Genomic DNA, 26,290 nt, shown 5'->3' with positions numbered 1-26,290 from the left:
TTAGATCTATTGGAATGGAGGCGAAAAAAACCCCGCGCAAGGCGGGGTTTCTTCATCAATCACACTTACATGAAGTTGTAGGTGTAGTTGAAGATCAGGCGGGTTTGGTCGGTATCTTTGGTGTACTCGCTGGTATCACCGTTGGTGCCGCGATATACGCCGTGACGCAAGCTGACGCCAAGGCCCTTGAAGGTGCCTTCTTGCAGCACGTAGTCGATACGCGCATCGCGTTCCCACTCACTGTAGGAGCCCTGACCGGAGGCGTTGCGAACATTCTCACCGTGCAGATACGAGATCGCAGTCTTCAGACCCGGAACACCCAGGCGAGCGAAGTCATACGAGTATTGGCCGAATGTGGTGTTCTCACCCGCACGGGCGAACTGGTTGATCATGCTGTCGGTGAACAGGTAGAAGCTTGCGCCACCCGCACCTTCTGGACGACCGTTACCGTCACGCACCGAACCTTGGTTCAACCAGACGAAACCACCGTCATCACCCACTTGCTGGTGGCCCAGCAAGACTGCATGGCCGCCCAGGGTGTAGGTGAACATTGCACTCCAGGTCTTGTTGTCGACTTCGCCTGCGTGCTTGGCATAACCGTTGTTATTGTTGAAGCCATAACCAGCGTCGCCGCTGCTGTTCTTGCCGTCGCTGCTGCTGTCGAAGTAGCGCAGGTCGGTCTTGAAGGACTGGTCTTCACCGATTGGCAGCACGTGCACCAGGCCCAGGAAGTGCTGTTTGTAGAAGTCTTCCAGGTTCGAGTAGTAGTACTGCAGGGTCAGATCTTTGGTGACCTTCCAGTCGCCACCGGCAAACTGGAACTTGTTGCTGTCTGCGCTCGCACCGTTCACCGACAGGCCGGTACGGTTGCTCGAAGCACGGCCCATGGCGTGGGTCAGCTGGCCGCCGTTCAGGGTCAGGTTGTCGATTTCTTTCGACTGGATGGTGCCGCCTTCAAACGTTTGCGGCAGCAAACGGCCATCGTTCGCGACCAGGATTGGCAGGTTCGGGGCCAGAGCGCTGCCGAAATGAGCCTCAGTCTTGGAGAAACGAGCCTTGGCGTTACCACCAATACGCGCCCATTGGCTCACTGCAGAGCCGTCGGTGTCGCTTGGCAGGAAGGTGCTGTTATCCGGGTGCTTGCCACGGCCACCGTCCAGATGGATACCCCAGAGTGCCTGTACATCTACACCAAAGCCCACGGTACCTTGGGTGAAACCCGACAGGTAGTCCAGCTTGAATCCCTGGCCAACCTCACGGTTATCCGGACCGCGGTTGTTAGCCGGAGTAGGGGAATAACGGTTGTCGTTATCGAAATACATGGTTCGCGAACTGAGCGACAGCTTGCTGTCCTCTACGAAACCGGCTGCACCCGCTTGCTGGGCCAGTACCCCTACGGCCACGGCAAGTGCCAGGCTGGACTTGTTCATGCATCACTCCTTTCGATTCTAATTTTTGTGTGTCGCTTGATGGGCAGACTCTGTCGTTCCGCTCCAAAGACGATTGGCGATTAGCACCAAAGCGTGACTGATAAGTCAATCGTAACCAGTCGTTTCACTACTTTGGTCTAAGGCGCCGGCCTTGGGTGCGAAGGATAATGACAATCCTATAAATCAAAAAAGACAATTTTGTGAATTTTTCAGATTATTACGGAATATAGTCCGATTATTTCAGCGTTTTGCAGGATAGCCCATAAGCTAATTCCCATATCTTCTTAAAAATATATTTTTTATACCGATCATCTTCCTCATTGCCCCGGCAGCCCGCGATTGTTCACCACCCTGGCAGCGACCACCTTGACTCGGGTCATCCAGCCAATGACTCCTAAGCTAATGCCAAAAAGTTATTTATTTCTACATTCTTAGATCAATTAGTCTTCTCGTCATCCACACCGCCTACCCGCCTGACGAGGAGTTTTCCATGACCCTGCCTGCCCCGCTGCGCCTGTTCACCGCCCTGGCCCTGGCCGGTGCCGCCTTCTTCGTCCAGGCCGCCGACCTGACCGTGGCCTACCAGACCACCGTCGATCCGGCCAAGGTGGCCCAGGTCGATGGCACCTATGAAAAGACCAGCAAGGCCAGCATCGACTGGCGCAAGTTCGACAGCGGCGCCGACGTGATCACCGCCGTCGCCTCCGGTGACGTACAGATCGGCTACCTGGGCTCCAGCCCCCTGGCCGCCGCCGCCACCCGCAAGCTGCCGGTGGAAACCTTCCTGATCGCCACCCAGATCGGCGCCGCCGAGGCACTGGTGGCTCGCGAGGGCAGCGGCATCAACTCGCCGCAGGACCTGATCGGCAAGAAGATCGCCGTACCGTTCGTGTCCACCGGCCACTACAGCCTGCTGGCCGCACTCAAACAGTGGAACATCGACCCGTCCAAGGTGCAGATCCTCAACCTCGCGCCACCGGCGATCATCGCCGCCTGGAAGCGCGGCGACATCGACGCCACCTACGTATGGGACCCAGCCCTGGGCGTGGCCAAGGAAAACGGCAAGGTGCTGATCACCTCCGGCGAGCTGGCCGAAAAAGGCGCGCCGACCTTCGACGCCTGGATCGTGCGCAAGGACTTCGCCGCCAAGCACCCCGAGATCGTCAAGGCCTTCGCCAAGGTCACCCTCGACGCCTACGCCGACTACCGCAAAAACCCGCAAGCCTGGCTGGCCGACAAGGCCAACGTCGACAAGCTGGTCAAGCTTTCCGGCGCCAAGGCCGCGGACATTCCGGGCCTGCTGCAGGGCAACGTGTTCCCGCTGGCCGCCGACCAGGTCGCGGCCCTGGGCGCACCGACCACCAAGGCCATCACCGACACCGCCACCTTTCTCAAGGAACAAGGCAAGGTCGACGCGGTACTGCCGGACTACGCGCCCTATATCAGCGCCCAGTTCATCACCAACTGACACCGGAGCCCCTTCATGGCCCTGCTACAACTGGAGCGCATCAGCGCACAGTACCCCGGCGCTGCCGAACCCGTACTGGCCGACATCTCACTGAGCCTGGGCCCGCAGCAGCTGCTGGTGGCCCTGGGCCCTTCCGGCAGCGGCAAGACTTCGCTGCTCAACCTGATCGCCGGCTTCGTCACCCCCAGCGCCGGGCGCATCACCCTCGATGGCCAAGCGGTGCAGGGCCCCGGCGCCGACCGTGGCGTGGTGTTCCAGGACGACGCCCTGCTGCCCTGGCAGGACGTACTGGCCAACGTCGGCTTCGGCCTGGAACTGGCCGGCGTACCCCGTGCACAACGTGAAGCCAGGGCCCGCGAAATGCTCGCCCTGGTGGACCTGGCCGACTTCGGCAGCCGGCGTATCTGGCAGTTGTCGGGCGGGCAGAAGCAGCGTGTGGGCCTGGCCCGTGCACTGGCTGCCGACCCGCGCATCCTGCTGATGGACGAGCCGTTCGGCGCCCTGGATGCATTCACCCGCGAACAGATGCAGGAACTGCTGCTGCAGGTGTGGCAACGCACCGCCAAACCGGTGTTCCTGATTACCCACGACATCGAGGAGGCGGTGTTCCTGGCCACCGAACTGGTGCTGCTGGCGCCCAACCCGGGGCAGATCGTCGAGCGCCTGCAACTGGACTTCGGCCAGCGCTACGCCGCAGGCGAATCGGCACGCGCGATCAAGTCCGACCCACGCTTCATCGAAACCCGCGAGCACGTACTGTCGCGGGTGTTCTCCCAACGCAGCGCCACACCGCGCAAGGAGCTCGCATGAGCAGCCTCGACCTGCCGGTAACGGCCAAACCTGCCGCTGCTGCAGCGGTGCCCGTGAAGGTGCGGCGCAGCCTGAGCACACGCTGGATCAGCGTACTGACCCTGGCCACGCTGCTGCTGGCCTGGTGGGCGGTGACCGCCGCCGAATGGATCGAGCCGCTGTTTCTGCCCTCGCCCGAGGCGGTGCTGGGCAAGGCCTGGCTACTGATGACCCAGGGCTACATGGAATCGACCCTGTGGCAGCACCTGGGCGCGAGCCTGCAGCGTATCGGCCTGGCCCTGGGCGCGGCGATCCTGACCGCGATCCCGATCGGCATCGCCATCGGCCACAACCGTATTGCCCGCGGCATCTTCGACCCGCTGATCGAGTTCTATCGGCCGATCCCGCCGCTGGCCTACCTGCCGTTGATCGTGATCTGGTGCGGCATCGGCGAGTTGTCCAAGGTGTTGCTGATCTACCTGGCGATCTTCGCCCCGATCGCCATCGCCACTGCCACCGGCGTACGCACCGTCGACCCGGCCAGGCTGCGCGCCGCGCAGTCGCTGGGGGCCACCCGGGCACAACTGATTCGCCACGTGATCCTGCCCAGCGCGCTGCCCGACATTCTTACCGGCGTGCGCATCGGCCTGGGCGTGGGCTGGTCGACCCTGGTGGCCGCCGAACTGATTGCCGCCACCAGCGGGCTGGGCTTCATGGTGCAGTCAGCCGCGCAGTTCCTGGTGACCGACGTGGTGGTGCTGGGCATTCTGGTGATTGCCCTGATCGCCTTCGCATTGGAAATGAGCTTGCGCGCCCTGCAGCGCAAGCTGGTGCCCTGGCATGGCCAGAGCCATTGAGACTTGCACAAAGAGACCGACATGAGCCTGACCATTACCCCGCTGAGCCCCGCGCTCGGCGCCCAGATCAGCGGCATCGACCTGACCCGCGAGATCAGCCGTGAACACCGTGACGCCGTGGAGCAGGCGCTGCTCCAGCACCAGGTGCTGTTCTTTCGCGAGCAGCCGCTGACCCCGCAGCAACAGGCCAGTTTTGCCGCGCGTTTCGGCGATCTGCACATTCACCCCATCTACCCCAACGTGCCCGAAACGCCACAGGTGCTGGTGCTCGACACGGCCGTCACCGATGTACGCGACAACGCCATCTGGCATACCGACGTGACCTTTCTGCCCACCCCGGCGCTGGGTGCGGTGCTCAGCGCCAAGCAGTTGCCGGCCTATGGTGGCGACACCCTGTGGGCCAGCGGCATTGCCGCCTATGAGGCACTGTCGGCGCCGCTGCGCCAGCTGCTCGACGGGCTGACCGCCACCCACGACTTCACCAAGTCGTTTCCGCTGGAGCGCTTTGGCAACACCGCCGAAGACCTGGCGCGCTGGGAAGCGGCGCGGCGCAACAACCCGCCGCTGTCGCACCCGGTGATCCGCACGCACCCGGTGAGCGGGCGCAAATCGCTGTTCGTGAGCGAAGGCTTCACTACCCGCATCAACGAACTGGGCGAGGCCGAGAGCGAGGCGATCCTGAAACTGCTGTTCGCCCACGCCACGCGCCCGGAGTTCACCATCCGCTGGCGTTGGCAGGAAAACGACGTGGCGTTCTGGGACAACCGCGTAACGCAGCATTACGCGGTGGACGATTACCGACCGCAGCGGCGGGTAATGCATCGGGCGACTATTCTGGGCGACAAGCCGTTTTGAGGCGGTGCGCCGCGGCCATTGATTACGTACTACGTGGTACGAATCAAGGTATGAAAACACCCCGTTGGGCGTAGCTGGCAAGAGGGGGGCATTCGCCGGCAAATCCGGCTCCTGTAGGAGCCGGCCTTGCCGGCGAAGGGGCCGGCAGCCCTAACGCACCATGTGCAAAAACTGCAGGTGACGCTCGTACTGGTCGAGGATGTCGTTGATGATCTGCTCCTTGCTGTAGCCCACCAGGTCGTAATCCTGGCTGCCTTCGCTCAGGTGCACCTCGGCGCGGTAGTAGCGCCGGTTCTTCAACTCCTGCGTGCCCAGCCCGGCCAGTGCGAACGATGGCGTGAAGTAGCCGCGCATCTGCACCTGGTAGATGAACGGCTGCTCTTCGCCATGGCCGATCTTCAGGCTCACGTTGTCGTGGCTCGGGTCTTCCTGGGTGATGACATTCAGGCCCTTCTCGGCAAACACGTCGGTCACCTCGGCAATCGCCGGGCGCACCACGTCATCCATGAACCGGTACACCTCGTCCCGCGAGGGGAAGTGCACCGCCTGGCTCAGGCGATGCCGCCAGCCGCCACGCCCGCGCCGCGAGTTGGCGAACGGTGCCAGCGAGTGCATCTGCGCGATCTGACGCTGCGACTCCAGGTAGAACGCCTTGTGCAGGCCCCACATCATCGCCAGCAGGATCACCGAGAACGGCAGCGAGGTCAGCACCACCGCCGACTTGAGCGAGTCGATGCTGCCGGCAAACAGCAGCCCGCTGGTCACCAGCGCCGTCATCGCACCCCAGAACACCCGCAGCCAGTTGGGGCCGTCCTCGTCCGGGCTGCCGTCACGGGCCGACAGGGTCGAGAGCACTACCGTGCCCGAGTCGGCCGAAGTGACGAAGAACACGAAGCTGATGAACACCGTGACCGCGATCACCACCTTGCTCCACGGGTAGGTTTCCAGCAGCAGGTACAGGCTCATCGAGGGGTTTTCCAGCGCCGACTGCCCCAGCGCCGTGGCGCCATTGAGCACCTGCAGGATCGCGCTGTTGCCGAAGATGGACATCCACGCCAGGGTGAAGCCCAGCGGAATCAGCAGCACGCCGAACACGAACTCGCGGATGGTGCGCCCGCGGGAAATCCGTGCGATGAACAACCCGACGAACGGCGCCCAGGCAATCCACCAGGCCCAGTAGAACACCGTCCAGCCGCCCAGCCAGTCGCTCGGTTCGTTGTAGGCGTACACATCGAAGCTCTTGCGCGGCAACGCGCCCAGGTAGTCGCCCAGGTTCTGGATCAGGGTGTTGAACAGGTGCTGGGTAGGCCCGGCGAACAGTACGAACAGCAGCAGTGCGCAGGCCAGCACCATGTTGATGTCGGACATCACCCGCACGCCCTTGTCGACCCCGGCGATGGCCACCACCACCGCTGCCCCCATCATCAGGCTGATCAGGATCACCTGCACCCACTGGGTGTGCGGGATGCCGAACAGGTAGTCCAGGCCCGAGTTAAGGTGCAGCACACCAAAGCCCATGTCGGCGCCCAGGCCGAACACCGTGGCGATGATGCCGAAGCCGTCCACCGCGTAGCCGATGGGGCCGTTGATGCGCTTGCCGATCAGCGGGTACAGCGCCGAACGCAGCGCCAGCGGCAGGTTGTGGCGGTAGGCGAAATAGGCCAGCGCCATGCCCACGAAGGCGAACACGCCCCAACCGTGCAGGCCCCAGTGCAGAAACAGCAGCTGCATCGCCTGGCGCCCGGCCTCGGCGGTGCCGGCTTCGCCCTGGGGCGGCTGCAGCAGGTGGGTCAGGGGTTCGGAGACGCAGAAGAAGAACAGCGTGATGCTGATGCCGGCGGCGAACAGCATGCCGGCCCACGACAGGTAGCTGAACTCGGGTTCGTCGTGGTCGGCACCGAGCTTGATCTTGCCGTAGCCGGACAAGGCGGTGACCACCACGAAGACCAGGTACAGGGTCATCGCCAGCATGTAGTACCAGCCCACGGTGTTGGCGGCCCAGTTCTGCGCCGCCAGCAGCCATTCACCGGCCACCTGCGGGTTGCTGATCACGGCCAGGCCGAACAGCAGGATGAAGCTGGCGGCAAAATAGAACACCGGGGGGTTCATGCGGATAGTGCTGGGGGTATTCGAAGACGGTGCACTCATTGCGTGTGCACCTCGCGGGGGGGTGTGAGGGTTGAGTTGTACGGGTTCAGCAAAGGGTTTCCTCCTGTTGAACACCGGCAGCGGACCACCGTTTAAGTTGAACGAGCGTTCAAGTTAAACATGGATGGGGTCGGTGCGCGACCCTGTAGGAGCCGGCATTGCCGGCGAAAAATGGATCAGGCCCGCATCAGCGCATGGGCAACCGGCGATCGCTACGCGCTCGATCGCCGGCAAGGCCGGCTCCTACAGAGGCTGGCGTTCCCAGGAAAGTTCCTTACTTCTGCGTCCCATCATCATGCTGCAGATTGGCCTGGGTCAGGTTGCTGCCTGCCGCCACACTGCGGGTCAGCCACACATTGCCGCCGATGGTCGAGCCCTTGCCGATGGTGATACGCCCCAGAATAGTCGCGCCGGCGTAAATCACCACGTCGTCCTCGACGATCGGGTGGCGCGGCTGGCCCTTCTGCAACTGCCCCGACTCGTCCGCCGGGAACCGCTTGGCGCCCAGGGTCACCGCCTGGTAGATACGCACCCGCTCGCCAATGATCGCCGTCTCGCCGATCACCACACCGGTGCCATGGTCGATGAAGAAGCTCGGGCCGATCTGCGCGCCGGGGTGAATGTCGATGCCGGTGGCCGAATGCGCCAGCTCCGAACTGATGCGCGCCAGCAGCGGCAGCCCGGCGCGGTACAGGTGATGCGCCAGGCGGTGGTGGATCACTGCCAGCACGCCGGGGTAGCACAGCAGCACCTCGTCCACGCTGCGCGCCGCCGGGTCGCCGTGATAGGCCGCCAGTACATCGGTATCGAGCAACGTGCGCAGGCCCGGCAGGGCGGCGGCGAAATCCTGGATCAGGCGCAGCGCCTGGGCGTCAATCTCCAGCGACTCGGCCTTGCCCTGGCGCGCGGCGTAGCGCAGCTCAAGGCGCGCCTGGGCCAGCAATGCGGTCAGCGCCGCGTCCAGGGTGTTGCCCACATAGAAGTCTTCGCTCTCTTCGCGCAGGTCCACCGGGCCCAGGCGCATGGGGAACAGCGCGCCGCACAGCTGCTCGAGAATCTGGCGCATCGCCTCGCGCGAGGGCAGCTCGCGCCCGCCCTGCTCGCCACTGCTGCGGCCATTGCGGCTGCGCCATTGGTCACGGGCTGAACGCAGCTGGCTGACGAGGGTTTGCAACTGCCAATGGCCTGTTTGCGCGTTGTCGCTCACGGTTGTCTCTCCTGACGCGGCGGCGGCTTGTGGAGGGGGTGGCCGCCTTGTTGCGGATCACTTTACGGCAAATGGCCACGGCGGAAAAAATATCCCTTTATGCGCTTTGGCTATAAATCCGGCATAAGCCGGCCCAGTGGAAGAGACGCCCACGGCTGCCTATAGTCGAAGTTTCCCCAGTCAGCCCGATGCCATGATCGAACACCAGCTCGAACGCTTCAAACGCCTGCCCTTGCTCGATGCACCCACCCCGCTGCACCGGCTCGAACGCCTGTCGGCCTGGGCCGGGCGCGACATCTACATCAAGCGCGACGACCTCACCCCGCTGGCCCTGGGCGGCAACAAGCTGCGCAAGCTCGAGTACCTGGCCGCCGACGCGCTGGCCAGCGGTGCCGATACGCTGATCACCGCCGGCGCCATCCAGTCCAACCACGTGCGCCAGACCGCAGCACTGGCCGCGCAACTGGGCCTGGGCTGCGTGGCCCTGCTGGAAAACCCCATCGGCACCGACTCCCCCGCCTACCAGCACAACGGCAACCGCCTGCTGCTGGAACTGTTCGACGCCAGGGTCGAGCTTGTGGATAACCTCGACGATGCCGATGACCAGTTGCAGGCGCTGGCCGTGCGCCTGCATGCCAGCGGACGCAAGCCCTACATCGTGCCGATTGGCGGTTCAAATGCGCGTGGCGCCCTGGGCTATGTGCGCGCCGGGCTGGAGCTGGCCGAGCAGATCACCCGCAGCGGGCAGACCTTCGCCGGGGTGGTGCTGGCCTCCGGCAGTGCGGGCACCCACAGCGGCCTGGGCCTGGCGCTGGCCCAAGCGCTGCCGCAACTGCCGCTGATCGGCGTGACCGTGTCGCGCAGCGACGAGGCCCAGCGTCCCAAGGTGCAGGGCCTGGCCGAACGCACCGCCGAGCTGCTGGGTATCGACCTGCCTGACGCCTTCAAGGTCGAACTGTGGGACGAGTACTTCGCGCCGCGCTACGGCGAACCGAATGCCGGCACCCTGGCCGCCATCCGCCTGCTGGCCAGCCACGAGGGCCTGCTGCTGGACCCGGTGTACACCGGCAAGGCCATGGCCGGGCTGCTCGACGGCATCGCGCGCCAGCGTTTCGACGACGGCCCGCTGATTTTTCTGCATACCGGTGGGGCTCCTGCATTATTCGCCTACCCTGAGGTCTGGAGCAGTCAACCAATAACGGCTTAATTGATATCAGCGGGGCCAGTCATGACGATTTCCGTATTCGGTAAACAGTTGCTGGGCACAGGGGCTGCCCTGGTACTTGGCCTGGGCCTGCTTGGCCAGGCGGTCGCCGGCGAGCAATTGCAGAAGATCAAGGACAGCGGCAGCATCAGTGTCGGCCTGGAGGGCACCTACCCGCCGTTCAGCTTCGTCGACACCGACGGCAAGCTGACCGGCTTCGAGGTCGAGCTGTCCGAGGCCCTGGCCAAGGAACTCGGGGTCAAGGCCAGGCTGCAGCCGACCAAGTGGGACGGCATCCTCGCCGCCCTTGAATCCAAGCGTCTGGACATCGTGGTCAACCAGGTGACCATCTCCGACGAGCGCAAGAAGAAATACGACTTCTCCGAGCCCTACACCGTTTCCGGCATCCAGGCCCTGGTGCTGACCAAGAACAAGGACACCATCAAGACCGCACAGGACCTGGCCGGCAAGAAGGTGGGCGTGGGCCTGGGCACCAACTACGAGCAATGGCTCAAGGACAACGTGCCCAAGGCCATCATCAAGACCTACGACGATGACCCGAGCAAGTTCCAGGACCTGCGCGTGGGCCGCATCGACGCCATCCTGATCGACCGCCTGGCGGCACTGGAATACGCCAGAAAAGCCAAGGACACCATCGCCGCCGGCGACGCCTTCTCGCGCCAGGAAGCCGGCGTGGCCCTGCGCAAGGGCGAGCCGGAACTGCTCGACGCGATCAACAAGGCCCTCGACAAACTGCGCGCCGACGGCACGCTGAAAAAGCTTTCCGAGAAGTATTTCAGTGCTGACGTGACGCAATGATCGAAGAGAGCCTGCAACTGGCCCTGGACAGCGCGCCCTTTCTGCTCAAGGGCGCCTATTTCACGGTGTTCCTGAGCCTGGGCGGGATGTTCTTCGGCCTGTTGATCGGCTTCGGCCTGGCGCTGATGCGCCTGTCTGCGATCAAGCTGCTGAGCTGGACGGCGCGGGTCTATGTGTCGTTTTTTCGCGGCACGCCGCTGCTGGTGCAGCTGTTCATGATCTATTACGGCCTGCCGCAGCTGGGCATCGAGCTGGACCCGCTGCCCGCGGCGCTGATCGGGTTTTCCCTGAACATGGCCGCCTATGCCTGTGAAATCCTGCGCGCCGCGATCAGCTCCATCGACCGCGGCCAGTGGGAGGCCGCCGCCAGCATCGGCATGACCCGCGGCCAGGCGATGCGCCGCGCGATCCTGCCGCAGGCGGCGCGCACCGCCCTGCCGCCGCTGGGCAACAGTTTCATCTCGCTGGTCAAGGACACCGCGCTGGCCGCCACCATCCAGGTGCCGGAGCTGTTCCGCCAGGCCCAGCTGATCACCGCACGCACCTTCGAGATCTTCACCATGTACCTGGCCGCCGCCCTGATCTACTGGGTGCTGGCCAGCGCGCTGGCCCACCTGCAGAACCGTCTGGAAGCGCGGGTCAACCGCCATGACCTGGAGCCCTGAGGCATGATCGAAGTCACCCGCCTGAGCAAGCAGTTCAACGGCCTGACCGTGCTCGACGACATCAGCCTGACAGTCGAGGCCGGTGAAGTGATCGCCATCATCGGCCCCAGCGGCTCGGGCAAGACCACCTTCCTGCGCTGCCTGAACCTGCTGGAGACCCCCAGCAGCGGACGCATTCGTGTGGCCGACATCGAGATCGACGGCGACCGCCCGCTGGCCAAGCAGGCCACGTTGATTCGGCACCTGCGCCAGCAGGTCGGTTTCGTGTTCCAGAACTTCAACCTGTTCCCGCACCGCACCGCCCTGGAGAACGTCATCGAGGGGCCGCTGGTGGTCAAGAAGGCCCCCCGCGAAAAGGCCCTGGCCCTGGGCCGTGCGCTGCTGGCCAAGGTCGGCCTGGCGGGCAAGGAGGACGCCTACCCGCGGCGCCTGTCCGGTGGCCAGCAACAGCGCGTAGCCATTGCCAGGGCATTGGCCATGGAGCCGCAGGTGATCCTGTTCGACGAACCCACCTCGGCGCTGGACCCCGAGCTGGTGGGCGAGGTGCTGGCGACCATTCGCGGCCTGGCCCAGGAAAACCGCACCATGATCATCGTCACCCACGAAATGAACTTCGCCCGCGACGTGGCCAACCGGGTGATCTTTTTCGACAAGGGCGTGATCGTCGAACAGGGCGAGGCCAAGGCCCTGTTCGCCGCGCCGAAGGAAGAACGCACACGCCAGTTTCTGGGCAAGTTTCTCGGCGCGCAGGGCCACGCCCACTGACCCGGATGCACCGCCCGAGCACAGACAAATCCGAGTTTATCCACAGCCCCCATGCCGCTTCGGGTAGGACCGCTCTGAAGCGCTGCCGACTGCCCGGTCACGGCCATCGGGCACCTTGACTCACCTGCCGATCCAGCCAATAACCAAAGCCTCGTGCCACCACCCGCACAAGGAAACGGACCATGCACCGCGCAGCCAAAGGATCTGAACTGCCGCCCCCCGCCCTGCTCCATATCGCGCCCCATGGCATTGGCGTGCACACCGCCAGCCACCTGCAAGCCAGCATCCAGACCGCACCGACCCTGCAGGCCGGCGACCTGCTGGAGCTGTTCTGGGGCAACCGCTACGTGGCCGCGCATCTACTGCGCGCCGGCGAGCCCGGCACCTCGATCGCCCTCGCCGTGCCCCGGCAGATGCTCTACCCGGGGCTCAACACCCTGCACTACCGCCTGCTCCAGCCCGGCCAGCACCCGCGACGCTCCGCGCCATTGCAGGTAGCGGTCAAGCTGAACTGCCCCGGCGGCTACGTGACCACCCCGGAGAACCCGCACCTGACGCCCTTGCACCTGCCTGGCCGGCTGCTGCGCCAAGGGCTGGATCTGAGCCGCTGCGGGCAGGGTGTACCGTTCAACATCGCGCCGTACCGGCACATGGCCGAAGGCGATGCGATCACCCTGCGCTGGGCCGACCTGCGCATCGACCTGGCGCCACTGCCCAGCGACGGTATCGGCTGCCCGATACAGGGCCTGATCCCGCCCCAAGTGCTGCTGGAAGCCGGCAACGACGAGCACCTGGACGCCAGCTACTGCATTCTGGACAAGGTCGGCAACTGCTCGCAGTGGGCCCCGGCCGTGCGCCTGCGGGTGTTCGGCCAAGGGCCGCGGAGGCACTTCTATGCATATTCCTAAAGGTTAGTTTATTTAATTTTTATACACGCTTAGGGTATATAGACCGGACCACCGGACCAGCGCATTTCTGTCGCCCATATCGATCACGGCGACGTTTCCAATACGTGAGGTAGGTATGGTCAGGAACACAATCACCCCAGTGCGCAACGCCAGGGCATTGAGTGCAGCCAAGGAGCGGTACTGATGTCCAGCTTGGTACACGACGCAGTCCACAGCGATCTGGACAACGCCCCATTACTGCTGCCGGCCAAGGTCCTGCGCAATGACGCAGAGGCCCTGGAGGCCGCCCATGAACTGGCCGCCGCCGCGCGCCTGCAGGCCGCCCGCCGCGACCAGCAGCGCAAGCTGCCGTGGGCCGAGATCGAGCAGTTCACCCGCAGCGGCCTGGGCAGCATCAGCATCCCGCGCGAGCACGGCGGGCCGGACGTTTCCTTCGCCACCATCGCCGAGGTGTTCCGCATCATCAGTGCGGCCGACCCGGCCCTGGGGCAGATCCCGCAGAACCAGTTCGGCATCCTCCAGCAGGTCAAGAACACCGGCAACGAACGCCAGAAGCACCTGCTGTTCAAGTCGGTGCTCGACGGCTGGCGCATCGGCAATGCCGGCCCCGAGCGCGGCAGCAAGAACACCCTCGAACTCAAGGCCCGCGCCGTGCGCCAGGGCGATCACTTTCTGCTCACCGGGCAGAAGTTCTATTCCACCGGCGCGCTGTTCGCCCACTGGGTGGCAGTCAAGGCCCTGAACGACGACGGGCGCCAGGTCATGGCCTTCGTGCGCCGTGGCAGCCCGGGCCTGCGTATCGTCGACGACTGGTCCGGCTTCGGCCAGCGCACCACCGCCAGCGGCACGGTGCTGCTCAACGAGGTGCCGGTGGACGCGGAGCTGGTGCTCGACAACTGGCGCCAGGCCGACAGCCCCAACATCCAGGGCGCCGCCTCGCAGCTGGTGCAGGCCGCCATCGACGCCGGCATCGCCGAGGCCGCAGTGGCCGATGCGATCAGCTTCGTGCGCGAACGGGCGCGGCCGTGGGTCGACGCCAAGGTCGATCGCGCCAGTGACGACCCCTATGTGATTGCCGACATCGGCCGTCTGACCCTCGAACTGCATGCCGCCCAGGCGCTGCTCGGCCGCGCCGCGCGCGTGCTCGACGAGGTCAACGCCGCGCCCATCGATGCCGCCGCTGCCGCACGTGCCTCGATTGCCGTGGCCGAAGCCAAGGTGCTGACCACCGAGATTGCCCTGCAGGCCAGCGAGAAGCTGTTCGAGCTGTCGGGCAGCCGCGCCACCCTGGCCGAGTTCAACCTCGACCGGCACTGGCGCAACGCCCGCGTGCACACCCTTCACGACCCGGTGCGCTGGAAGTACCACGCCGTGGGCGCCTACCACCTCAACGCGACCCTGCCTGCCCGGCATTCCTGGATCTGACCAGACCACTGGAGCCCTCTCATGAGCCTATTGCCGCAACCGCACGATCTCGTGGCGGTCATCTCTTCTGATGCCCAGGCGTTGGAAACTGCCGAACAGATTGCCGAACATCTGCGCCGCGACAGCATCGAGCGCGACCGCGAACGCCGCCTGCCGCACCCGGAACTGGCGCTGTTCTCGCGCTCGGGCCTGTGGGGCATCAGCGTGCCGAAAGCCTTCGGTGGCGCAGGCGTGTCCAACGTCACCCTGGCCAAGGTCATCGCCCGTATCGCCCAGGCCGACGCCTCGCTGGGGCAGATCCCGCAGAACCATTTCTACGCCCTTGAAGTGCTGCGCGTGAACGGCAGCCCGCCGCAACAGGCGCGCCTTTACGCCGAGGTGCTGGCCGGCAGGCGCTTCGGCAACGCCCTGGCCGAACTGGGCACCAAGACCGCCCACGACCGCACCACCGCCCTCACCCGTGACGGTGACGGCTACCGCATCAACGGCCGCAAGTTCTACGCCACTGGCGCGCTGTACGCGCAGCGCATCCCCACCTCGGTGATCGACGAACAGGGCGTGCAACAGTTGGCCTTCGTGCCCGCCGACAGCGCCGGGCTCGACGTGATCGACGACTGGAGCGGCTTCGGCCAGCGCACCACCGGCAGTGGCTCGGTGGTGTTCGACAACGTGCGTGTCGAGGCCGACGATGTGGTGCCGTTCCAGAGCGCCTTCGAGCGCCCGACCCCGGTCGGCCCGCTGGCGCAGATTCTGCACGCCGCCATCGACACCGGCATCGCCCGCGCCGCCTATGAAGATGCCCTGCATTTTGTGCGCACGCGCACCCGGCCATGGATCGACTCGGGTATCGACAAGGCAGTCGACGACCCGTTGACGCTCAAGTCCTTCGGTCACCTGGCGATCCGCCTGCATGCCACCGAAGCCTTGCTCGAACGCGCCGGCGAATACCTCGACCGAGCCCAGGCCGAGACCAATGCCGACACAGTCGCGGCGGCCTCCATCGCCGTGGCCGAGGCGCGCGCCATCAGTACCGAGATCTCCCTGGCCGCCGGCAGCACGCTGTTCGAACTGGCCGGCAGCCAGGCCACCCTGGCCGAACACGGCCTGGACCGCCACTGGCGCAACGCCCGCGTGCACACCCTGCACGACCCGGTGCGCTGGAAGTACCACGCCATCGGCAACTTCTACCTCAACGATGAAAACCCACCGTTGCGGGGCACCATCTGATGGCGAAAAAGAAGATCCTGCTCAACGCGTTCAACATGAACTGCGTGGGGCATATCAACCACGGCCTGTGGACACACCCGCGCGACACCTCGACCCGGTACAAGACCCTCGAGTACTGGACCGACCTGGCGCGGTTGCTCGAGCGCGGGCTGTTCGACGGGCTGTTCATCGCCGACATCGTCGGGGTGTACGACGTGTACCAGCAGTCGGTCGATGTGCCACTCAAGGAGTCCATCCAGCTGCCGGTCAACGACCCGCTGCTGCTGGTGTCGGCGATGGCCGCGGTCACCCGCCACCTGGGTTTCGGCCTCACCGCCAACCTCACCTACGAGCCGCCGTACCTGTTCGCCCGCAGGCTCTCGACCCTCGACCACCTGAGCAATGGTCGGGTGGGCTGGAACATCGTCACCGGCTACCTCGACAGCGCGGCCAAGGCCATGGGCCTGGACGCGCAGCCCGAGCACGACCGGCGCTACGACCAGGCCGACGAGTACCTGCAGGTGCTGTACAAGCTGCTCGAAGGCAGCTGGGAAAACGACGCCGTGCGCAATGACCGCGAACAGCGCGTGTACGCCGACCCGGCCAAGGTGCACAAGGTGCAGCACCACGGCGAATTCTACCGGGTGGAGGGTTATCACCTGTGCGAACCGTCGCCACAGCGCACCCCGGTGCTGTTCCAGGCCGGCGCCTCCGAGCGTGGCCTGGCGTTTGCCGGGCAGCATGCCGAATGCGTGTTCATCAGTGGCCAGAACAAGGCCGCGACCCGCGCCCAGGTCGACAAGGTGCGCGCCGCGGCCACGGCGGCCGGGCGTGATGGCGACGCGGTGAAGGTGTTCATGGGCCTCACCGTGATCGTGGCCCGCACCGAGGAGCAGGCCCGCGCCAAGCACGCCGAGTACCTGCGCCATGCCAGCCCCGAGGCCGGCGTGGCGCACTTTGCCAGCTCCACCGGCATCGACTTTGCCGAATACGAACTGGACGAGCCGATCCAGTACGTCAAGAGCAACGCCATCCAGTCCGCCACCAAGCACCTGCAGAACAACGACTGGACCCGGCGCAAGCTGCTCGACCAGCACGCCCTGGGCGGGCGCTACATCACCCTGGTCGGCTCGCCGACCCAGGTTGCCGACGAACTGGAGCGCTGGATCGAGGAGACCGGCCTGGACGGCTTCAACCTGGCCCGCACCGTCACCCCGGAAAGCTATGAGGACTTCATCGACCTGGTGATCCCCGAGCTGCAACGTCGCGGTTCGTACAAGACCGCCTACACCGACGGCAGCCTGCGCGAAAAACTCTTCGCCGCCGGCCCGCACCTGCCCGCCGACCACACCGGCGCGGGCTATCGCACCCTCAACCCGACTGGAGCGCAACCGCATGCTTAAGACATTTCTGGCCCGCCCTGTCGCGGCCCTGGCCCTGGCCCTCGGCCTGATCGGTGGCGCCCATGCCAACGATGCACCGCTCAAGGTCGGCACCACCGCAGCCTTCGCCCCGGCCCTGGAAGCGGCCGTGGACGAGGCCAAGAAGCAGGGCCTCAAGGTGGAACTGGTGGAGTTCAGCGACTGGATCGCGCCCAACGTCAGCCTCGCCGCCGGCGACCTCGACGTGAACTACTTCCAGCACATCCCGTTCCTGGAAAACGCCAACGCCGCGGCGGGCTCGACGCTGGTGCCGTATGCACCGGGCATCATCAACAATGTCGGGCTGTACTCGAAAAAGTACAAAAGCTTCGACGAGCTGCCCCAGGGCGCCACCGCCGCCATCGCCAACGACCCGATCAACGGCGGACGCGGCCTGCAACTGCTGGCCAAGGCCGGCCTGATCACGCTCAAGCCGGGGGTGGGCTACAAGGCCACCGAGGACGACATCGTCGCCAACCCGAAAAAGCTCAAAATCCTGCAGGTCGAGGCCGTGCAACTGGTACGTGCCTATGACGACGCCGACCTGGTGCAGGGCTACCCGCACTACATCCGCCTGGCCAACACCTTCGATGCAGGTTCGGCGCTGATGTTCGACGGCGTGGAGCACAAGGAATACGTGATCCAGTTCGTGATCCGCCCGCAGAGCAAGAACGACCCGCGCCTGGCCAGGTTCGTGGATATCTACCAGCACTCGCCGGTGGTACGCGCAGCCCTCGACAAAGCCTACGGCAAGCTCTACCAGCCGGGCTGGGAGAGCTGAGATGAGTGCTGCCACCGCCCGCCAGACGGCGCACCCCAGCCCACCTGCGCAGCCCGCGCCACGGCACGCGCTGCACCCTGAGTTGAGCAGCGCGCAAGTGCGCCTGATCGGCGTCAACAAGACCTACCCCGGGCAGGCCACGGCGGCGCTGGCGGACATCGACCTGAACATCCAGCGCGGCGAGATCTTCGGCATCATCGGCCGCAGCGGCGCCGGCAAGTCGTCGCTGATCCGCACCCTCAACCGCCTGGAGCAACCCAGCAGCGGCCGGGTGCTGATCGACCAGGTCGACATCGGCGAGCACAACGAGGACCACCTGGTGGCGTTGCGCCGACGCATCGGCATGATCTTCCAGCACTTCAACCTGATGTCGGCCAAGACCGTGTGGCAGAACGTCGAACTGCCGCTGAAGGTGGCCGGCGTGCCCAAGGCCCAGCGCCAGCGCAAGGTGGCCGAACTGCTGGAGCTGGTGGGCCTGCAGGACAAGCACGGGGTGTACCCGGCGCAGTTGTCGGGCGGGCAGAAGCAGCGCGTGGGGATTGCCCGCGCGCTGGTGCACGACCCGCAGATACTGCTGTGCGACGAGGCCACTTCGGCGCTGGACCCGGAGACCACCGGCTCGATTCTGGCGCTGCTGCGCGACATCAACCAGCGCCTGGGCCTGACCATCATCCTGATTACCCACGAGATGGCGGTGATCCGCGATATCTGCCATCGCGTGGTGGTGCTCGAGCGCGGGCGCATCGTCGAGCAGGGGGCGGTGTGGCAGGTGTTCGGCGACCCGCAGCACGCGGTCAGCAAGACCTTGCTGGCGCCGCTACAGCCAGCCTTGCCGCAGCACCTGCAGGCCCGCCTGCTGCCCGAGGCGCCGAATGCGCAGGCCGCGCTGGTACTGCGCCTGCGCGTCAGCGGGCGCGACCGCGAGGCACCGGAACTGTCGACGCTGTTCGCGTTGCTGGGCGGCCAGGTGAGCCTGCTGCAGGGCGGTATCGAACCGATCCAGGAACGTGCGCTGGGGCAGCTGGTGGTGTCGGTGGCCAACTCGGCGCACGGGCATGCGCAGGTGATCGAACGGGCACGCCAGTGGGCGGCGCAGGTGGAGGTGCTGGGCTATGTGGTTTGATCGATTGTTGCAGGGAGTGCTCGACACCCTGCTGATGGTGGGCGTGTCGTCGCTGATCGCGTTGCTGGCGGGCATTCCGCTGGCGGTGATCCTGGTGACCAGCGGCAAGGGCGGCATCTACGAGGCGCCGCTGGTGAACCGCGTGCTGGGGGCGTTCGTCAACCTGTTCCGCTCGATACCGTTTCTGATCCTGATGGTGGCGTTGATCCCGTTCACGCGGCTGATCGTGGGCACCACGTATGGCGTGTGGGCGGCGGTGGTACCGCTGACGATTGCGGCCACACCGTTTTTTGCGCGCATTGCCGAGGTGAGCCTGCGCGAGGTGGATCATGGGCTGATCGAGGCGGCGCAGGCGATGGGGTGCCGGCGCTGGCACATCGTCTGGCATGTGCTGTTGCCCGAGGCGCTGCCAGGCATCGTGGGCGGCTTCACCATCACCCTGGTGACCATGATCAATTCGTCGGCGATGGCTGGTGCGATTGGTGCCGGTGGGTTGGGGGACATCGCGTACCGGTACGGGTACCAGCGCTTCGACAGCCAGATCATGCTGACGGTGATCGTGATGCTGGTAGTGCTGGTGGCGTTGATCCAGCTGGGCGGGGACCGGTTGGCGCGGGGGTTGAACAAGCGATGATCGCTTCGCCGGCAACGCCGGCTCCTACAGACGACGCCCTACCCGTAGGAGCCGGCCTTGCCGGCGAAGAGGCCAGCCAGAACACATCAATAACCAACTACCTGCACCTTCGACAGCTGCCCGCACAGCCAGGATGAAACGGCCAGGCGTTGGACAGCGTCGGCTGCTTCGCCGGCAACGCCGGCTCCTACAAACGACGCCCTACCTGTAGGAGCCGGCCTTGCCGGCGAAGAGGCCAGGCCGAACACATCAATAACCAACTACCTACACCTTCGACAGCTGCCCGCACAGCCAGGATGAAACGGCCAGGCGTTGAGCAGCGTCGGCTGCTTCGCCGGCAACGCCGGCTCCTACAGACAACGCTCTACCCGTAGGAGCCGGCCTTGCCGGCGAAGAGGCCAGCCAGAACACATCAATAGCCAACTACTCTGCACCTTCGATAACTGCCCACACAGCCAGGATGAAACGGCCAGGCGTTGAGCAGCGTCGACTGCTTCGCCGGCAACGCCGGCTCCTACAGACGACGCCCTACCTGTAGGAGCCGGCCTTGCCGGCGAAGAGGCCAGGCCGAACACATTAAGAACCAAAGCCATACGTCTCACCAACAACGCCACAGCTACCTTGAAATCTCTACCTTTCAAGGAAACTGACATGGATCGTTCAAACGCTCACCTCCTGCGGCGCGGCCGGTTCTCCGAACCCGGCAGGCTGTACCTGCTCACCAGTGTGGTCGAGCACCGGCACCCGGTTTTCAGCGACTTCCAAATCGCCCGCCTGATGGTCGAGCAACTGCAGTACGCCCAGCACCAGCGCCTGGCCAAGTCACTGGCCTGGGTGCTAATGCCAGATCACCTGCATTGGCTGATCGAACTGCAACACGGCACTTTGGCGTCACTGATGCGCAGGATCAAATCCCGCAGTACCTGCCTGGTGAACAAGACATTCCATCGAAAAGGTCGTCTTTGGCAACACGGCTTTCACGATCGCGCGCTGCGCAAGGATGAAGATGTCCAGGCAGTGGCACGTTACATCGTGGCCAATCCTCTACGGGCCGGGCTCGTGCAAAACATCGGGGACTATCCGCACTGGGATGCCATCTGGCTTTGAACCGTGCAACGGCTTTCGCCGGCAAGGCCGGCTCCTACAGGGGCAGGCCGGCCAGCGAACGGGCCATCACTCGCGCTGCGGCTCCTTGATCTTGTACCAGGCCACATACAGCGCCGGCAAAAACAGCAAGGTCAGCAACGTGGCGACAATGATGCCGCCAATCATCGCGTAGGCCATCGGCCCCCAGAACACTTCCCGCGCAATCGGAATCATGCCCAGGCTCGCCGCCGCCGCCGTCAGCAGAATCGGCCGGCGACGATGGTCCGTAGCCTCCACCACCGCATCCCACGGCGCATACCCATCGGCCTCGTACGCATCGATCTGCGTCACCAGGATCACCGAGTTGCGGATGATGATCCCCGCCAGCGCCAGAATACCCAGTATCGCCACGAACCCCATCGGCGTACCCGTGGGGATCAGCGCCAGCACCACGCCAATCAACCCCAGCGGCGCCACGCTCGCCACCAGGAACAGCTTCTGCACACTGTGCAGCTGAATCATCAGGAACGTCGCCATCAGAAACAGCATCAACGGCACCACCTTGGCAATCGGCCCCTGGGCCTTGCCGCTCTCCTCCACCGTGCCCCCCGTCGCCACCTGATAACCGGCCGGCAACTTACGCGCAAACTCGTCGATCTGCGGCTTGAGCTGCGCCACCAGGTCGGTCGGCTGGATCTCGTCACGCACCGCCGCCTTGACCGTGATGGTCGGCTTGCGGTCACGCCGCCACACCAGCGGCTGCTCCAGCTCGTAGCGCACCGTGGCAAACGCCAGCAATGGAATCGAGGTGCCGCTGGGCGTGACGATCTGCAGGTTCTGCAGGGTCTGCGGCGAGTCACGCTCGCTGTCCACCGCGCGCCCGATCACGTCGATCAGGTAGATGTCATCGTTCACCTGGGTCACCGGCGAGCCGCTGACGATGCCGTTCATCAGGTTGGCCACGTCCTCGGACGACAGCCCAAGCTGGCGCGCCTTGTCCTGGGCAATGTCGATGCGCAGCACCTTGCCCGGCTCGTTCCAGTCGTAAATGATCTCGCCCACATGGGAGTTGCCATCGAGCAGCGCCGCCAGTTCGATCGCATGCTTGCGCACCTGGTCGATGTCCTTGCCGCTGACCCGGTACTGGATCGGCCGACCCACCGGCGGGCCCATCTCCAGCGACTGCACGTAGCTGCCGATGCCGACGAAGTCCTTGCGCAGGCGCTCCTTCAGGCGCGCCGTGAGCGCCTCGCGCGACTCCAGACCCTTGCTCACGATCACCAGCTGGGCGTAGTACGGGTTCTCCAGCTGCTGGTCCAGCGGCAGGTAGAAACGGATCGCGCCCTGACCGATGTAGGTACTCCAGCGCACGATGTCCGGGTCGTCCTTGAGGGTCGCCTCCAGCTTGTCCACCGCCTTGCGCGTCTCGTCGATGGAGGCGTTCTGCGGCAGGTTGAGGTCCACCAGGATCTCCGGGCGGTCCGAGGACGGGAAGAACTGGTTCTGCACGAAGCGCATGCTGAACACCGCCAGGGCGAACAGCACCACGGTGCCGATGATGGTGATCCAGCGGTGGCGCATGCACCACAGCAGGCCATGGTTGAAACCGCGACCGATACGCCCGGGCTCGGCGTCGTGGGCCTTGACCTTGGCGCTGAGCAGGTGCACCCCCAGCACCGGCGCGAACAGTACCGCCACCACCCACGACACCAGCAGCGCCACGGCGATCACCGCAAACAGGGTGAAGGTGTACTCGCCCGCAGAGCTGGCGTTCAGGCCGATGGGCACGAAACCCGCCACCGTCACCAGGGTGCCGGTGAGCATCGGGAAGGCGGTGGAGGTGTAGGCGAACGTGGCCGCCTGCTCCTTGCTCTCGCCCTTCTCCAGCCGCGTGACCATCACCTCCACGGTGATCATCGCATCATCCACCAGCAGGCCCAGCGCGATGATCAGCGCGCCGAGGGAGATCCGCTGCATGGTAATGCCGCTGTACTCCATGAACACGAACACCATGGCCAGCACCAGCGGAATCGAGCAGGCCACCACCAGCCCGGCACGCACCCCGAGGCTGATGAAACTGACCACCAGCACGATCACCACCGCCTCGAACAGCGCACTGGTAAAGCCGCCCACGGCCTCCTCGACCACCACCGCCTGGTCCGACACGGTGTGCACGCCCACGCCCACCGGCAGGTCGGCGGTGGCGGCCTCCATGCGCTCGTGCAGCTGCTTGCCGAAGGCCTGGATGTTGCCGCCCTTCTTCATGCCGATGGCCAGGCCGATGGCAGGCTTGCCGTCGTAGCGGAACATCGGCGTGGGCGGGTCGGCGTAGCCGCGGCTGATCTCGGCAATATCGGCCAGGCGATAGAAGCGGTCGTCCAGGCGCAGGTTGACCTGCTCCAGGTCTTTCTCCGAGGCGAACTGGCCAGTGGTGCGCACCGAGATGCGCTCGGGGCCGGCCTCCATCACCCCGGCCGGGGTCACCGCGTTCTGCGCCTGCAACGCCTGCACCACCTGGCGCTGGTCGATGCCCAGGGCCGCCAGCTTGCGGGTGGAGAAGTTCAGGTACAGCACCTCGTCCTGCTGGCCGATCATCTCGACCTTGCCCAGCCCCGGCACCTCGCGGATTTCTGCACGTACCTGCTCGACGTAATCGCGCAGCTGGCGCATCGAGATGCCGTCGGCGGTGAACGCATACACCGAGCCGAACACATCGCCAAACTCGTCGTTGAAGCCGGGGCTCTGGATGCCCTGGGGGAACTCGCCGCGGATGTCCTGGATCTTCTTGCGCACCTGGTACCAGATCTGCGGGATGTCGCCAGCCTTGGTGGTATCGAGCAGGTTGACGAACACTGTCGACTCGCCGGGCCGGGTGTAGCTTTTCACGTAGTCGAGCGAGTCCAGTTCCTCGAGTTTCTTCTCGATGCGGTCGGTGACCTGCAGCAGGGTCTCGTCCTGGGTGGCGCCGGGCCAGCGGGTCTGGATGACCATGGTCTTGATGGTGAACGAGGGGTCCTCCTCACGGCCCAGGTTGAAATAGGAAAACACCCCCATCAGCAACGCGACGAACATCAGGTACCAGACGAAGGATTGGTGCTTGAGTGCCCATTCCGACAGGTTGAAGCTTCCTTTCATCGCGGGCCTTCCTCATCGATTTTTACCTTCTGGCCAGGCTTGAGGCTGTTGACCCCCGCCGTGACCACACGCTCGCCCGGCTGCAGGCCGGCACTGAGCACCACGCTGTTGTCCAGCCGCTCGCTGACCTTCACGTCACGCAATGAAACCGTATGCTGCTGCGGGTCGACGACCCATACCCGGGTGTGCCCGTCGACCTCCTGCAGGGCGCTCAACGGCAGCTCGCTGCGCGGTTGGATCGCCGAGCTCAGGGTGACGCTGATGGCCGTGCCCAGGCGAAAGGCCTCGGGGGTGTCGGCCAGGGTCAGGCGCGCGCGCCGGGTACGCGTGGCCGCGTCGGCCTGGGGCTCGATCTCGCGCAGCACGGCACTGGTGTTCACACTGGGGTCGAGCTGCGCGGCCACCAGGAACTTCACCTCGCCCGACAGTTCGTCGGCCAGGCCTGCGGGCAGGTCGATCACCGCCTCCTTGACGTCCGGGCGCGCCAGCGTGACCACGCCCTGGCCGGCGGTGACCACCTGCCCGGCCTCGGCCTGCCAGGCAGTGACCACGGCGGGGTGGTCGGCCTGCAAGGTGCTGTAGCCCAGCTGGTCGCGGGCCTGGTTGACCGCCGCCTTGGCCTGTTCGAGCGAGGCGCCGGTAGTCTTCAGGTCGGTCTGGGCGATGTCCAGCTGGGCCTGGGCACCCACGCCCCGGTCGAACAGCTGCTGCTGACGACGGGCGTTGGCCTGGGCGTTGATCCACTGCGCCTGCACCTTGGCCAGGTCGCCTTCGGCGGCACGCAACTGGTTCTGCTGGTCGGTGGGGTCGAGGGTGGCCAGGGTGTCGCCGGCCTTCACCGTGGCGCCCACATCCACCCAGCGCCGGGCGATGCGCCCGCCCACGCGAAAGCCCAGGGTGCTTTCGTAGCGCGCCTGGATGGAGCCGGCAAAGCGCCCCAGGCGCGCCTGGTCCTGCGCCTGCACCACCTGGGACAGCACCGGGCGCACCGGCTCGGGCGGCGGCTCGTCATCGGCGCAGGCGGCCAGCAACACACAACCGAACATCAGCCACAGGGTTCTCATTGCGTCACCCCGATGTCGGCTGGGTCTGCCACTTCCACCTGCATGTCCGGGTGCAGCAGCTGCCCACCCGCGATCACCACGGTTTCGCCGCCCTTGAGGCCGTCGCCCACCACCACCTTGCCGGTGAGGTAGCGCAGCACCTTGACCTTGCGCAGGTTGACCTTGTTGTCCTGGCCCACCAGCCACACCGCCGGGTCATGCACATCCTTGGTCAGCGCCGACCACGGCAGCTCGATGCTCGGGGTGCCCTCGGCCCTGGCGGTGGCACTCACCACCGAGCCCAGCTGCATGGCCGGCGGCACCTCGCTCAGGCCGACCTTGACCTGCACCGTGCCGCTTTGCGCCGAGACCGTCGGGGTGATTTCACGCACGTGCCCCTTGGCTTGCACCTTGGGGTCGTCGAGCAGGCTGACGATGATCGCCTGCTGGGTGGGTGGCGCCATCAGCAGCGATTCGTAGACGTTGAACACCGCGTCGCGCTCGCCGTCGCGGGCCAGGGTGAAGATCGGCACGGTGGCCTGCACTACCTGCCCCACCTCGGCCTGGCGCGCGGTGATCACCCCGGGCGCCTCGGCGATCAGCGCGGTGTAGCTCAGTTGTTCGCGGGCGTTGGCCAGTTGCGCCTGGGCGGCCTTGAGCGCGCTCTGGCTGCTGCGCAAGGCGGCCTGGGCCGCGTCGTACTCGCTCTGGCTGGTGTAGCCCTTGGGCAGCAGCTTCTGCTGGCGCACAAAGGCGGCGGAAGTCTGGGTCACGCGAGCCTGTTCGGCGAAGACCTCGGCCTTGGCCGAGTCGACATTGGTTTGCAGGTCCTTGGGGTCCAGGCGCGCCAGCACCTGATTGGCGCTGACGTGATCGCCCACGTCGACGTTGCGCTCGATGATCTTGCCGCCCACGCGAAACGACAGGTCGGCCTGCACCCGTGCCTGAACATCGCCGGTGAGGGTCACGGAGGCTGCAAAGTCGCCGGCCTTGACCTGTTGCACCGCCACCCTGGGCAGGTCGGGTGCGGCGGCTTTCTTCTCGCCGCAGCCAAGCAGCAGCGCAAGCCCCAGGCAGACGATCAGGTTGGGGGGCGACACCGTCATGCGGGCTCCTTGCGTGGGTTCTGGGCAGTTGCTAGATGCGACTGTTAGCGTAGATCAGGGTTCCGCGTGCCGCTTGCCCTGGGGGCAATTGAGCACAGCGGCGACGTTGCGAGGGGTGGGGGCTGTCGCCTGCATCGCGTTTGATCGCGGCGCTGGAGCAGGATGCGCAGAGCAACTGCATCGTGCTGGAGAAGGCGTTGGGGCAGACGCGGGGG

The 26,290-nt window shown here is 65.3% G+C and carries 22 protein-coding genes and 1 pseudogene; 17 read left to right on the top strand and 6 right to left on the bottom strand.

Annotated elements, in window-relative coordinates; all coding sequences use genetic code 11:
* Nucleotides 1-65 precede the first annotated feature (65 nt).
* A complete protein-coding gene (locus JZZ72_RS17425; protein WP_058541687.1) occupies nt 66-1,430 on the bottom strand; it encodes an OprD family porin in 1,365 nt (454 codons plus the stop codon).
* Between the two features lie 490 nt (nt 1,431-1,920).
* Here JZZ72_RS17425 and tauA point away from each other — a divergent pair, with 490 nt between their 5' ends.
* The 4 genes from tauA to tauD are packed head-to-tail and all read left to right on the top strand — an operon-like array spanning nt 1,921 to nt 5,399.
* Nucleotides 1,921-2,898, top strand: coding sequence for a taurine ABC transporter substrate-binding protein (gene tauA, locus JZZ72_RS17420; protein WP_210014765.1), 978 nt, complete (start codon nt 1,921-1,923; stop codon nt 2,896-2,898).
* A 15-nt stretch (nt 2,899-2,913) separates the two neighbouring features.
* Nucleotides 2,914-3,708 carry a taurine ABC transporter ATP-binding subunit gene (gene tauB / locus JZZ72_RS17415; RefSeq protein ID WP_043861607.1) on the top strand — a complete coding sequence of 265 codons (795 nt, stop codon included), beginning with the start codon at nt 2,914-2,916 and terminating at the stop codon, nt 3,706-3,708.
* Nucleotides 3,705-4,544 carry a taurine ABC transporter permease TauC gene (gene tauC / locus JZZ72_RS17410; RefSeq protein ID WP_043861606.1) on the top strand — a complete coding sequence of 280 codons (840 nt, stop codon included), beginning with the start codon at nt 3,705-3,707 and terminating at the stop codon, nt 4,542-4,544. Before tauB ends, tauC begins: the two co-directional genes overlap by 4 nt.
* Nucleotides 4,545-4,565: 21 nt before the next feature.
* Nucleotides 4,566-5,399, top strand: a complete 834-nt coding sequence (tauD, locus tag JZZ72_RS17405) for a taurine dioxygenase (RefSeq protein WP_054915908.1) — start codon at nt 4,566-4,568, stop codon at nt 5,397-5,399.
* A gap of 150 nt (nt 5,400-5,549) precedes the next feature.
* On the opposite strand, the gene betT is transcribed toward tauD, so the two are convergent.
* Both betT and epsC read right to left on the bottom strand, forming a co-directional pair.
* Complete coding sequence (betT, locus tag JZZ72_RS17400; RefSeq protein ID WP_054915907.1) at nt 5,550-7,547, bottom strand: choline transporter BetT; 1,998 nt, start codon at nt 7,545-7,547, stop codon at nt 5,550-5,552.
* 274 nt (nt 7,548-7,821) lie between these two features.
* Nucleotides 7,822-8,754, bottom strand: a complete 933-nt coding sequence (gene epsC, locus JZZ72_RS17395; RefSeq protein ID WP_043861603.1) for a serine O-acetyltransferase EpsC — start codon at nt 8,752-8,754, stop codon at nt 7,822-7,824.
* Nucleotides 8,755-8,947: 193 nt separating this feature from the next.
* On the opposite strand from epsC, the gene JZZ72_RS17390 reads away from it, so the two are divergent.
* The 12 genes from JZZ72_RS17390 (at nt 8,948) to JZZ72_RS17335 (ending at nt 20,812) form a co-directional block, all read left to right on the top strand.
* The gene (locus JZZ72_RS17390) at nt 8,948-9,961 is read left to right on the top strand and encodes a D-cysteine desulfhydrase (protein ID WP_088514102.1); all 1,014 of its coding nucleotides are present in this window, start codon (nt 8,948-8,950) and stop codon (nt 9,959-9,961) included.
* A gap of 21 nt (nt 9,962-9,982) precedes the next feature.
* Complete coding sequence (gene tcyJ / locus JZZ72_RS17385) at nt 9,983-10,777, top strand: cystine ABC transporter substrate-binding protein (RefSeq protein WP_043861601.1); 795 nt, start codon at nt 9,983-9,985, stop codon at nt 10,775-10,777.
* On the top strand, nt 10,774-11,442 hold the full coding sequence (gene tcyL / locus JZZ72_RS17380) for a cystine ABC transporter permease (RefSeq protein WP_088514101.1): 669 nt from the start codon (nt 10,774-10,776) through the stop codon (nt 11,440-11,442). Before tcyJ ends, tcyL begins: the two co-directional genes overlap by 4 nt.
* Nucleotides 11,443-11,445: 3 nt before the next feature.
* Nucleotides 11,446-12,207 carry an L-cystine ABC transporter ATP-binding protein TcyN gene (gene tcyN, locus JZZ72_RS17375; protein ID WP_058541691.1) on the top strand — a complete coding sequence of 254 codons (762 nt, stop codon included), beginning with the start codon at nt 11,446-11,448 and terminating at the stop codon, nt 12,205-12,207.
* A 182-nt stretch (nt 12,208-12,389) separates the two neighbouring features.
* Nucleotides 12,390-13,115 carry a hypothetical protein gene (locus JZZ72_RS17370; protein WP_210014764.1) on the top strand — a complete coding sequence of 242 codons (726 nt, stop codon included), beginning with the start codon at nt 12,390-12,392 and terminating at the stop codon, nt 13,113-13,115.
* Nucleotides 13,116-13,298: 183 nt separating this feature from the next.
* Entirely contained in the window at nt 13,299-14,540 is a 1,242-nt protein-coding gene (locus tag JZZ72_RS17365; RefSeq protein ID WP_054915904.1) for an SfnB family sulfur acquisition oxidoreductase, read from the top strand.
* Nucleotides 14,541-14,561: 21 nt separating this feature from the next.
* Nucleotides 14,562-15,767, top strand: coding sequence for an SfnB family sulfur acquisition oxidoreductase (locus tag JZZ72_RS17360; protein ID WP_210014763.1), 1,206 nt, complete (start codon nt 14,562-14,564; stop codon nt 15,765-15,767).
* Nucleotides 15,767-17,149 (top strand): LLM class flavin-dependent oxidoreductase, encoded by a 1,383-nt coding sequence (locus JZZ72_RS17355; RefSeq protein ID WP_210014762.1) that lies wholly within the window; start codon nt 15,767-15,769, stop codon nt 17,147-17,149. The genes JZZ72_RS17360 and JZZ72_RS17355 overlap by 1 nt, the downstream gene beginning before the upstream one ends.
* Complete coding sequence (locus JZZ72_RS17350) at nt 17,142-17,948, top strand: MetQ/NlpA family ABC transporter substrate-binding protein (RefSeq protein WP_210014761.1); 807 nt, start codon at nt 17,142-17,144, stop codon at nt 17,946-17,948. Before JZZ72_RS17355 ends, JZZ72_RS17350 begins: the two co-directional genes overlap by 8 nt.
* A gap of 1 nt (nt 17,949) precedes the next feature.
* A complete protein-coding gene (locus tag JZZ72_RS17345; RefSeq protein WP_043861591.1) occupies nt 17,950-19,071 on the top strand; it encodes a methionine ABC transporter ATP-binding protein in 1,122 nt (373 codons plus the stop codon).
* Complete coding sequence (locus tag JZZ72_RS17340) at nt 19,061-19,705, top strand: methionine ABC transporter permease (RefSeq protein ID WP_054915900.1); 645 nt, start codon at nt 19,061-19,063, stop codon at nt 19,703-19,705. The genes JZZ72_RS17345 and JZZ72_RS17340 overlap by 11 nt, the downstream gene beginning before the upstream one ends.
* A 651-nt stretch (nt 19,706-20,356) precedes the next feature.
* Entirely contained in the window at nt 20,357-20,812 is a 456-nt protein-coding gene (locus tag JZZ72_RS17335) for an REP-associated tyrosine transposase (RefSeq protein WP_196932898.1), read from the top strand.
* A gap of 66 nt (nt 20,813-20,878) precedes the next feature.
* On the opposite strand, the gene JZZ72_RS17330 is transcribed toward JZZ72_RS17335, so the two are convergent.
* From JZZ72_RS17330 to JZZ72_RS17320, 3 genes are read right to left on the bottom strand one after another with little or no spacing between them, the layout of a single operon-like run.
* Nucleotides 20,879-23,926 (bottom strand): efflux RND transporter permease subunit, encoded by a 3,048-nt coding sequence (locus JZZ72_RS17330; RefSeq protein ID WP_210014760.1) that lies wholly within the window; start codon nt 23,924-23,926, stop codon nt 20,879-20,881.
* Entirely contained in the window at nt 23,923-24,990 is a 1,068-nt protein-coding gene (locus tag JZZ72_RS17325) for an efflux RND transporter periplasmic adaptor subunit (RefSeq protein WP_100632965.1), read from the bottom strand. Before JZZ72_RS17325 ends, JZZ72_RS17330 begins: the two co-directional genes overlap by 4 nt.
* Entirely contained in the window at nt 24,987-26,075 is a 1,089-nt protein-coding gene (locus JZZ72_RS17320) for an efflux RND transporter periplasmic adaptor subunit (protein WP_043861586.1), read from the bottom strand. The genes JZZ72_RS17325 and JZZ72_RS17320 overlap by 4 nt, the downstream gene beginning before the upstream one ends.
* A gap of 122 nt (nt 26,076-26,197) precedes the next feature.
* Between JZZ72_RS17320 and JZZ72_RS27840 the strand changes: the two are divergent.
* A pseudogene (locus tag JZZ72_RS27840) lies at nt 26,198-26,290 on the top strand (ATP-binding protein); the annotation flags it as partial.

The organism is Pseudomonas palmensis (genome assembly GCF_017848315.1).
Taxonomy (GTDB): Bacteria; Pseudomonadota; Gammaproteobacteria; order Pseudomonadales; family Pseudomonadaceae; genus Aquipseudomonas; species Aquipseudomonas palmensis.
Note: the sequence above shows the minus strand (reverse complement) of the source record. Positions and strands in the feature narration are given on the sequence as shown.